Genomic DNA, 10,596 nt, shown 5'->3' on the forward strand with positions numbered 1-10,596 from the left:
TTCCGCGCCTGGTCGGGGGCGCGGGAGGGGCCTCCGGAGGCCCTCCGGAGGGCGCTTCCGGTGGGCTTCGCGGAAAGGCACCGGCCCGCCGGAGCGGGAGCGCTCCGGCGGGCCGGGGTACGGGCCGGACGGCCGTCAGGACGGACGAGTCACTTGCCGAGGTACGCGTTGTACACCGACAGCGTCGCCTTGTTGCCCTTCTTGTCCGTCACCTTGGCGTGGAAGGAGATTCCCTTGCCCGCCTTGGGGTTCTTCACCTTCACCTTGCCGTCCTTGACGGTCAGCATCTTCCAGGTCTGGCCGCCGTCGTACGAGGCGTACACGTACAGGGACTTGAGGTTGCCGCGCTTGGCCGCCTCACCGAGGACCTTGACCGGGATCTTGACGGTGGCGTCGGCCTTGGCGGTGGAGTCCAGGGCCAGTTCCGGGGAGAAGCGGACCGTGGAGACCGGCATCCGGGTCTCGTCGCTCACCTTCTTGGACTTGAAGGTCCAGCCGGCGTCGACGCGGGTGGAGACCCCGGCGACCTTGGTGCTGCGCTTGACCGAGGTGGTCAGCTTGTACGTCGCCTCGCCCGCGGGGACCTTGAACTCGTCCTCGCCCGTCGTGGGGTTGGCGACCTCACGGAGCTTGGTGCCGTTGCGGTAGAGCGTCGTCCTGCCCGACGTGTAGACGGACGCGCCGCTGTGGCCCTGGCCGTCCGCGAGCAGTTCGACGTACGCGGAGATCTTGTTGCCGTCGCGGAAGACACCGTTGAACTTGTCCAGCTTGGGGCCGAAGACACCGGTGTTGAAGGTCTTCGAGTAGCTCTCGCCGCCCTTGTACTTCTTGGCGTCGAGGACGTACATCGCCTCGGTGGTCGGGAAGCCGTCCTCGTCGGGCTCGCCCATCTGCTCGAAGTCCAGGGACCACTTGGCCTTGTCCAGCGTCGACACGTACACCGTGCGCTTGCCGGGGACCGGCTGGATGTACCCGATCGCCGAGCCGCCGAAGGAACCGGGCAGGAAGCCCATGGCCATGACCATGCCCTGCTTGTTCTTGGCCGAGGCACCCAGGCCGACGGTCAGCTTGGCCAGCTCGCTCTTCTTCAGGTGCTTGGTGTAGCCGGTGCCGAGTTCCTTCACCGTGCCGCCGACCACGGTGTCGTACTCGGTCTTGGAGCCCTTGGTGAAGGTGGTGACCCACTGCTGGAACAGCGAGCCGTCGGTGATCTTGGGGCCGAGGTGCGCGGTGTGGAAGCCCTCGTACGAGTCCAGGAACCAGCCGAAGGCGGCTCCGTTCCCACCGGTGTCGACGCCGTAGTCGGGCGAGGCGAAGTCCGTCTTGGCTCCGTTTTCGGGCACGGTGATGTCGACCGGCTTCGCCTTGCGGGCGTCGACGGTGATCGTCGTGTTCCTGGTGACGGAGAGCTTGGGCTGGGCGATCCAGTCGACGCCCTTGTGGAAGTTCTCCGGATCGACGGCGATGGTGGTGTCCAGGACGTAACCGCCCCTGGGGATGCGGACCTTGACCGTGCCGGACGGGTCGCCTGCGCCGATGTACCGGTCCTCGGCCAGGCCGGTGATGCCGGCGAAGGTCGCGTCGTTGTACTTGGCGGGGGCGCCGTCGCGGCCGATGAACTTCACCGTCACGTCGTACGACTCGACCTCGCGCTCCACCGCGGCCGCGGTGCGGACGCTCTGGCCGCCGCCGGCGGCCGTGACGTAGGCGCTGTAGAAGCCGTCCTTCGTGCCGCCGAGGCGGGTGTCGGCGGTGAGTTCGGCCTCCGCGGTGCCGCCCGCGGGGACGGTGAGCTTCGTCTTCGACAGCTTGAAGAAGCCGGCCGGGGCCGCCGCGCCGGAGGGGTTGGTGGAGGTCACGGCCAGGTCGAGCGTGACGTCCTCGGCACCGGTGTTGCGGTAGACGACCTTCTTGGTGACCGGGGTGTCGTCGGTGTGCGGCCACTCGGTACGGCCGAAGCTCAGCGAGACGGGGCCCTCGGCGAAGACGGTCTGCTTGATGGCCCTGGTCAGGTCGACGCGGCCGCTGCCCTGCTCGAAGGGCGTGTACGTGCCGCCCTTGGCGGAGCCGGTGAGTACGGCCTTGAGGCGCTCACCCTTCCAGTCCGGGTGCTGCTGCTTGAGCAGCGCGGCGGCGCCCGCGACGTGCGGAGTGGCCATCGACGTGCCGGAGATGGTCAGGTAGCCCTCGGGCCGCTGGCCGACCTCCTGCTCGATGAGGCTGCCCGGCGCGGCGGCCGCGGTGATGTCGACGCCGGGGGCGGTGACATCGGGCTTGATGGCGCTGTCGCCGGTGCGCGGGCCGATGCTCGAGAAGTCGGCGAGCTTGTCGGCGTCGTCGACGGCGCCGACGGTGAGCGCGGCCTCCGCGCTGCCGGGCGAGGCCACCGAACCGGGGCCCATCTCGCCCTCGTTGCCGGCGGCGATGGCGAAGAGGATGCCCTTCTCGGCGGAGAGCCGGTTGACGGCCTCCTCGAGCGGGTCGGTCTCCGGGGTGTCGTAGCCACCGAGGCTGAGGTTGACGATGTCGGCGCCCTCGGCGGCGGCCCACTCCATGCCGGCGAGGATGCCGGAGTCGTCGCCGTAGCCGGAGTCGTCGAGGACCTTGCCGTCGAGGATCTTCGCGCCGGGCGCGACGCCCTTGTACTTGCCGCCCGACTTGACGCCGGTACCGGCGGAGATGGAGGCCACGTGCGTGCCGTGGCCGACGCCGTCCTTGGTGTTGGTGGACGCGGAGAAGTTCTTCTCGGCGATCTCCTGGCCGGCGAGGTCGGGATGGGTCTGGTCGACACCGGTGTCCAGGACGGCGATCTTGACGCCCGTGCCGTCGTATCCGGCGGCCCACGCCTTGTCGGCGCCTATCTGCTTGACGCTCTTGTCGAGGCTGGCCCTGCGCACCCCGTCGAGCCAGACCTTGCCGACGCCGGAGGCGGGGGTGCGGAAGTCGGAGCCCGCCGGGTCGTCGGTGAGCGCCTCCCAGATGTCGGGGGCGTCGTCCTTCGGTGTGGTGACGGCTTCGGCGCCCAGTTGCGGGAAGGTGCGGCGCACCTCGGTGTCGCCGGCCGCGCGCACCGCGCGCTTGGCACCGGCGGCCGAGCCCTTGTAGTCGATGATCAGCTTCAGGCCCGCGCGCTGGGCCCTGCGGTACTCGGCCCTGCTGAGCGTGGTGACGTCGAACAGCCGCTTGTCGAGGCGGCCCTGGGCGATGAGGCGCTGGGCGTCCATCGGGACCACGTAGCTGTGGCCGTCGACGCGCTGCACCTTGACGGGTATGCCCGCCCGTCCTTCGGCGTGGTCGATGGTGACGGGACGGCCCTTGGCGTCCACGCCGACCCGGTCACCGGTGATCAGCGTCACCCAGTGCTTGACCTTGCCCTGCTGCAACTGCGATGCCGCCGGCGAGGCGGCGAGGGAGGCACTGCGGTCCGCGGCCACGGACGGCGAGGCGGTCATTCCCGCCGCGAGGGCCACCGCCACGGCGGTCGAGACCGTGGCGAAGCGCGCTCTGCTCATGTGCTTGCTCAAATTTCCCCCTGCGTTGAGGTGTCGTGCACCCGTGCGGGCCGGGGGAAGAGAGCGCATGCCCATGACATGCGCGTTGTCAGTGGTCGCCTGATCAACCCCCCGGTAACAAGGAACTATGCCGGGGGGTTGCCCGAGGCTCAATAGCGTTGTGGATGTTGCTGGTTGAGCTGTTGCACGATTATTACGAAGCGACCGGCGGGACGAACCGTCACACCACCGCAGGAGGACGGCTGTCACACCACCGCAGGAGGACGGCTGTCACACAGCAGCGGCGGGACGGGCCGTCACACCGCGTTCTCGGTGATCTTCACGGTGCCCTTGCTGATCGTCGCGAGCCGCGGCGCCTTCCTGGCGATCGCGGAGTCGTGCGTGACCATGATGAAGGTCAGCCCGTGCTCCTTCCACATGGTCTCCAGCACATCCATGATCTCGTCCCGCATCCCCTCGTCGAGGTTGCCGGTCGGCTCGTCGGCGAGCAGCACCTTCGGCTGTTTCACCAGGGCCCGGGCGATGGCGACGCGCTGCTGCTGGCCGCCGGACATCTCCGACGGCAGGTGCGTCAGCCGCTCGCCGAGCCCCACGGACTCCAGGGCCTCGGCGGCGCGCCTGCGGCGCTCGGCGCCCTTGACCCCGAGCGGGACGAGGGCCGTCTCCACGTTCTCCTGGGCGGTGAGCGTGGGGATGAGGTTGAAGCTCTGGAAGACGAACCCGATGTTCTCGGCGCGGACCTTGGTGAGCCTGGCCTCGCTGAGCCTGGCGAGGTCGACTCCGTCGAGCTCCACGCTGCCGGAGGTGGGCCGGTCGAGACCGCCGAGCATCTGCAGCAGCGTGGACTTGCCGCCCCCGGTGGGTCCCTGGATGACGAGGCGTCCGCCGTCCTCGATGGTCAGGTCGACGCCCGCGAGGGCGTGGACGGTCTGCTTGCCGCGCTTGTACTGCTTGGTGACGGCTCTGAGCTGATACATGTCGGTGTACTCCTGCGAAGGCTGGGGTGTGGACCGGGCTGCCCCGGGGCTGACTACTCGACGCGGCGCAGCGCGTCGGCCGGGCGCAGCCGGGAGGCGCGCCAGCCGCCGAAGCCGCCGGCGATGAGGCCGCCCGCGACGGCGAGGCCCACGGCCAGGAGGATGGTGGTGACCGAGACCGGTGCGGTCAGCGCGATGTCGAGGGCGTTGGTGGCCGCTTCCCGGGCCTGGCCGCCGGGGCCGCCCATGCCGCCGCCGGGACCGCCGCCCATGCCGCCGCCCGAGGAGGCGATCTCGGCCTTCAGGGTGGGGCTGATCGCGGTGACGGTGTAGGCGCCGGCCAGGCCGACCGCGATACCGAGGGCGCCGCCGATGAGGCCGTTGACCAGGGCCTCGCCGACGACCTGGCTGGTGACGCGGCCGCTCTTCCAGCCGAGTGCCTTGAGCGTGCCGAACTCACGGACGCGTCGGCCGACCGCCGACATCGTCAGCAGGCCGGCGACCAGGAAGGCGGCGACGAGGACCGCGATGGACAGCCACTTGCCGACGTTGGTGGCGAGGTCCGAGGCGGTGGACAGGGAGCCGGAGACGGTGTCGGCGAGGTCGGCGGAGGTGGTGACCGTCGTGCCGGAGACGTTCTTCTGGATGGCCGACTTCACCGAGTCGATCCGCTGCGAGTCGGCGGCCTTGACGTAGACCGTGGTGACCTTGTTCTTGGAGTCGGCCAGCGTCTGGGCCCGCTTCAGCGGGATGTAGGCATTGGCGGAGGAGTCGCCGCTGTCCGGGGTGGCGATGCCGATGATCTCGAACTTGGTGCCGGAGACGGTGAGCGTCTTTCCGACGGAGAGTTCCTTCTCCTTGGCGTACGAGCTGTCCAGGACGGCGACCTTGGCGTTGGTCTCCGAGGACTTGAAGGTACGGCCCTTGGTGATCTTCATCGTGGTCAGCGGGCCGAGCTCCAGGTTGGAGACGTCCGTACCGAAGACCGTGTAGTTGTTGACGTCGAACTCGGCGCCGCCGCCCTGCACTTCGCCCTGGGGCGTGCCGGGGCCGCCCTGGCCGCCGCCGGGGCCGCCCTGGCCGCCGGTGCCGGCGCTCTCGTCCTGCTTGAACTCGCCGCGCTGGAACCGGCCGCTGACCTTGAGCACCTGGAGGTTGAGGCCGCCGACCGCGTCCGCGACGCCGTCCTGCTCGCCGATCCTGGTGACGATGGAGGCGGCGAGGGTTTGGAAGCCCTGGACCATCACCCGGTCACTGCTCTGCTCGTCGTCGCTGTCGCTGTCCTGCGCGTCGAACTCGAAGCGCGGGCCGCGCTGTCCCTCGTCCTCCCCGGCGGGCTCGGCCGCCTTGGTCACGGTCATGTCCGTGCCCAGGCCGTACAGCGATTCCAGAACCTTGTCCTGAGCCTGGGTCATACCGGCGGACACGGAGTTGACGACGATGACCAGCGCGATGCCGAGGGCGAGGCCCGAGGCGACGACGAGGGCCGCCTTTCTGCGGCGGCGCAGTTCGCGCCTGAGGTAGGTGAAGAACATGGCGCGAAAACTAGGGTGGCGCCGTGATGACGCGATAAGCCCGGGATGAGAGCGCGATGAGAACGGCGACGGCGGCGGGCGCACCCGAGCAGGTCGGATGCGCCCGCCGCCGTGGCGGGTGGGGACGGCGGCCCGGTCGGGAGCGACCCGGCCGCCGGTACGGGATCAGACGGCGGAGCCGGCCTTCCACTGGGCCCAGTCCATGTTCCAGCCGTTGAGGCCGTTGTCCGGGGCGATGGTCTTGTCACCGGTGTTCTTGACGACCACGACGTCACCGATGATCGAATTGTCATAGAACCACGCGGCGGGCTGGTTCGGGTCGCCGGCGCCCTCCACGTCGTTCAGGCCGACACAGCCGTGGCTGGTGTTGACACTGCCGAAGATCGAGTCGGCACCCCAGTAGTTGCCGTGGATGAAGGTGCCCGACGTGGACAGCCGCATGGCGTGCGGGACGTTCTTGATGTCGTACTCGCCCTTGCCGTCGTCGTCCGTGAAGCCGACCGTGGCACCGTTCATCCGGGTCTCCTTGAACTTCTCGGAGATCACCATCTGACCGTTGTAGGTCTTGTTCTCCGGCGAACCCGCGGAGATCGGGATCGTCTTGACGGTCTTGCCGTCCTGAGTGACCTTCATGGTCTTGGCCTGGGCATCGACCACGCTGACCTGGTTGCGGCCGATCTTGAAGGTGACGGTCTTCTCCTGCACGCCGAAGACGCCGTCGGCGCCTTCGACACCGTCGAGCTTCAGCTTGAGGGTGACGGTCGAGCCCTCCTGCCAGTACTGATCGGGGCGGAAGTCGATCCTGGTGTCGTTGAACCAGTGGCCGACGACCTCCTGGCCGCTGGTCGAGGAGACCTCGATGGCGGACTGGACGGCCTTCTTGTCACCGATCGACTTGTTGAAGTTGATCGAGACCGGCATGCCGACGCCGACGGTGGAGCCGTCCTCCGGCGTGAAGTAGCCGATGAAGCTGTTCTCCGGGGAGACGGTGGTGAAGGTGGCGTTCTCGTGCGCCTCGCGGCCCTTGCCGTCCTCGGCACTGGCGACGATCTTGTACTTGGTCGAGCGCTCGAGCTGGCCGTCCGGCTGCCAGCTCAGGCCGTCGTCGGAGATCGTGCCCGCGACCTCCGCGCCGGTCTCGGCGGCGGTCATGGTCACCTCCGTGAGGGTGCCCTTGCTCACGGTGACCTTGGCGGCACTGTTGATGGAGGCGTTCGTCGCCCCGTCCTTGGGGGCGATCGATATCTTCGCTTCCGACGCGTCCTCGGCGGCCGCCTTGTCCGCCTGCTGCTGCGACTTGTTGGCGCCGTCGGCGGAGTCGCTGGCGCTGCTCTCGTCGCCCCCGCCGCAGGCCACGAGCGTCAGCATTCCACCGAGCAGCACGGACGCGGCCTTCAGACCCCTGCGCCGCCGCTTGCTGTCCGTCATCACACGTTTCTCCATCGTTGCCGATCCCAAGAGCCCCACGAACCCCCGACCCACCGTTGCCGGAGCCGCTGGGCGAACAACACCGGACAATGGTTGGTGAACACCTATCCGGTTCGGTCAGTTCCTCTTCTGCTGGAAATGTGTGCAACACCACTCCCGGCGGCTTCGTTCTTCTTCGCCACGCGCCCGCGGTCACCCGTGGCCCCCGCGGCCCCTGTGCGGAAGCGGCGAATCCCCGTTGCCCCAGAAGCTTTCACGGGGTGCCCTCCGACATGCAAATCACGTGTCCGTCACGCGCCGGGGGCCGGGGCTTCCCGGCCATCCCCGGCATCGCCGTCGGCATCGTCCCCGTCGAGGTCTCCGCCGAGGTCCCACTCGACCGACTCCGGGTCGTAGTCCTCGATCTCCTCGCTGCTCCATGATGCCTGGGCGACCTCGATGCCCGGCACGTCGCCGACGAGATCGAAGGGTTCCACCAGATACGCCAGCGCCTCCGCCTCGTCCTCGCGGACCGCCGCCTCGGCATGCCCGCGCTCGTCCTCGGGCATGAACTCGTCGGCAAGGATGCGGTCGAGGGCCGCGCTGGTCAGCGCGCCGGAGTCGGTGATCTCCAGGACCAGTTCCGCCCTGAGTCGTACGAACCGTGATGTCTCGGATGTGCTCATGCCGCCGAGGGTATGCCGGGGACCGCACATGGTCCTCCGCGAACCACCGGACTTTCCCACGACCCCCTGTTGTCACTAGCATCGCCACACACGGCCAATTCGCCAGCGCCACAAGGGGGATCGATTCCGTGTCCGCACGTCGACCGCTGATCACCGCCACCGCTGCCGGGACGCTCCTCTGCGCACTCTGGTTCGTCCCGTCCGCGAACGCGACGGCCGACAAGGCGGAGACCGCTTCGAGAGAGTCCTCCTCGCAGACCTCCGGCCAGGCCGAAGAGGCCGAAGAGGCACGCGCGGCCGCCCAGGACGGGCGGGCCGACCGCTCCGAGCGCACCACCGGGCAGTCCACGGGCACCGCCGGGGAGGACCTCACGCTCGCAGACACCGGCAGCGTGGACACGACTCCGTATCTGATCGGCGGCACGGGACTGCTCGGTCTGGGCGCCGGCTTCGTCGCGTACTCGATGCGGGTCGGCTCCAGGTCCTCGTACGGCCGCTGAGGCCCGGACGCCAGGACCGGAGGCCGGGGGCCCGGAGGCCGCACGCGCAGTCCGTACGGCCTCCGCTCCCTGCGTTCCACGGCGGTTCCCGCGTGCCCCGCGGGACGGCAGGGCGGGGCCGGGCCGGCGGCTCAGGCCAGTGTGCCCGTCACCGGCTCCACGGCCGCGACGAGCGCGCCGCTGCGCACGAACTCCTCGGCGGCCGACAGATCGGGCGCGAGGAAGCGGTCGGGCCCGGGACCGCGCACACCCGCCGCCCGCACGGCGGCGAGGACCGCCCGGGTAGCCGGCGCCGGGGTCAGCCCGGCCCGCAGTTCGACGGCGCGCGTCGCCGCGTACAGCTCGACGGCGACGATCCGCGTGAGATTGCCCACGGCCGTACGCAGCTTGCGGGCTGCCGACCAGCCCATGGACACGTGGTCCTCCTGCATCGCGGAGGACGGGATCGAGTCGGCCGACGCGGGCACCGCGAGGCGCTTCATCTCGCTGACCAGGGCGGCCTGGGTGTACTGCGCGATCATCAGCCCCGAGTCGACCCCCGCGTCATCGGCGAGGAAGGGCGGCAGGCCGTGGCTGCGGTTCTTGTCGAGCAGCCGGTCCGTACGCCGCTCCGTGATCGACCCGAGGTCGGCGGCGGCGATGGCCAGGAAGTCCAGGACGTAGGCGACGGGCGCGCCGTGGAAGTTGCCGTTGGACTCCACCCTGCCGTCGGGGAGGACCACCGGGTTGTCCACGGCGGAGGCCAGCTCCCGCTCGGCGACCAGTGCGGCGTGCGCGAGGGTGTCCCGTCCCGCGCCCGCGACCTGGGGTGCGCAGCGCACCGAGTACGCGTCCTGCACGCGCGGCGCGTCGTCCTGGTGGTGGCCGGTGAGCCCGGAGCCCTTCAGCACCGCCAGCATGTTGGCGGCTGACGCGGCCTGCCCGGGGTGCGGCCGGATCGCGTGCAGTTCGGGCGCGAGCACCCGGTCGGTGCCGAGGAGCGCCTCGAGGGACAGCGCGGCGGTGATGTCGGCGGAGGTGTAGAGCCTGCGCAGGTCGTCGATGGCCATGATCAGCATGCCGAGCATGCCGTCGGTGCCGTTGAGGAGCGCCAGGCCCTCCTTCTCGCGCAGCTCGACGGGCTTGATGCCGTGTGCGGCGAGGAGCTCCGCGGCGGGCCGCACGGTTCCGTCGGGGCCCTCCGCCTCGCCCTCGCCCATGAGCGTCAGGGCGCAGTGGGACAGGGGCGCGAGGTCTCCGGAGCAGCCGAGGGAGCCGTATTCGTGGACGACGGGGGTGATGCCCGCGTTCAGGACGTCGGCCATGGTCAGCGCGACCTCGGGACGTACGCCGGTCCGGCCGGAGCAGACCGTCTTCAGGCGCAGGAACATCAGGGCCCTGACGACCTCGCGCTCGACGCGGGGGCCCATGCCGGCGGCGTGCGAGCGCACGATGTTGCGCTGCAGCCGGGCACGCAGTTCGGGGCTGATGTGCCGGGTGGCGAGGGCCCCGAAGCCGGTGGAGACCCCGTACACGGGTTCGGGCCGGGCAGCGAGTGCGTCGACGATCTCGCGGGCTGCGGCGAGCGCGGCGAGGGCCTCCCCTGCCAGCTCGATGCGGGCCCCGTGGCGCGCGACGGCGATGACGTCCTCGGCGCGGACTCCGGAGGTCCCCAGCGTCACCGTGTCCACAGTGTGCATATCCATATTCAGGAGACTAGAGACTGAATCGCAGAATGTCACCACCGCTGCCGGGAAGGAGTCCTTACGCTGCGGGCACCGCATGGGCCGGCACGGGAACGGCCCGCACGCACCAGGCCCAGGACCGGACGCCACCACGACGAGGACCACTCACCGGCCGCCCCCGGCCGGCACTCGGCCGACGGCTCTCGGGCGGCCCCGGCGGCGAGCGACGCGGCGACGCGGAGACACGGAGACGGGCCAGCGCGGCGACGCTGAGACGGGCCGCCGCGTCTCCAGGCGTCCAGCGGGGCAACCGGG

At 70.0% G+C, this 10,596-nt stretch carries 7 protein-coding genes; 1 reads left to right on the forward strand and 6 read right to left on the reverse strand.

What is annotated here, in order from left to right:
• Nucleotides 1–149: 149 nt before the first annotated feature.
• From GUY61_RS28490 to GUY61_RS28510, 5 genes are all read right to left on the reverse strand, one after another.
• Nucleotides 150–3,512: a S8 family peptidase gene (locus GUY61_RS28490; protein WP_166633130.1), complete on the reverse strand. Its 3,363-nt coding sequence runs from the start codon at nt 3,510–3,512 to the stop codon at nt 150–152.
• A gap of 296 nt (nt 3,513–3,808) precedes the next feature.
• On the reverse strand, nt 3,809–4,489 hold the full coding sequence (locus tag GUY61_RS28495) for an ABC transporter ATP-binding protein (protein WP_166633131.1): 681 nt from the start codon (nt 4,487–4,489) through the stop codon (nt 3,809–3,811).
• A gap of 53 nt (nt 4,490–4,542) precedes the next feature.
• Nucleotides 4,543–6,024, reverse strand: a complete 1,482-nt coding sequence (locus GUY61_RS28500) for an ABC transporter permease (RefSeq protein WP_166633132.1) — start codon at nt 6,022–6,024, stop codon at nt 4,543–4,545.
• A 165-nt stretch (nt 6,025–6,189) separates the two neighbouring features.
• A complete protein-coding gene (locus GUY61_RS28505; RefSeq protein WP_166633133.1) occupies nt 6,190–7,467 on the reverse strand; it encodes an Ig-like domain-containing protein in 1,278 nt (425 codons plus the stop codon).
• A 275-nt stretch (nt 7,468–7,742) separates the two neighbouring features.
• Entirely contained in the window at nt 7,743–8,117 is a 375-nt protein-coding gene (locus tag GUY61_RS28510) for a hypothetical protein (RefSeq protein WP_166633134.1), read from the reverse strand.
• Nucleotides 8,118–8,245: 128 nt separating this feature from the next.
• On the opposite strand from GUY61_RS28510, the gene GUY61_RS28515 reads away from it, so the two are divergent.
• Entirely contained in the window at nt 8,246–8,617 is a 372-nt protein-coding gene (locus tag GUY61_RS28515; RefSeq protein ID WP_313896912.1) for a hypothetical protein, read from the forward strand.
• A gap of 131 nt (nt 8,618–8,748) precedes the next feature.
• Here GUY61_RS28515 and hutH read toward each other — a convergent pair whose 3' ends face one another.
• Nucleotides 8,749–10,287: a histidine ammonia-lyase gene (hutH, locus tag GUY61_RS28520; protein WP_166633136.1), complete on the reverse strand. Its 1,539-nt coding sequence runs from the start codon at nt 10,285–10,287 to the stop codon at nt 8,749–8,751.
• Between the last annotated feature and the right edge of the window lie 309 nt (nt 10,288–10,596).

Source organism: Streptomyces sp. GC420, assembly GCF_009916105.1.
In the GTDB taxonomy this organism is placed as follows: Bacteria; Actinomycetota; Actinomycetes; order Streptomycetales; family Streptomycetaceae; genus Streptomyces.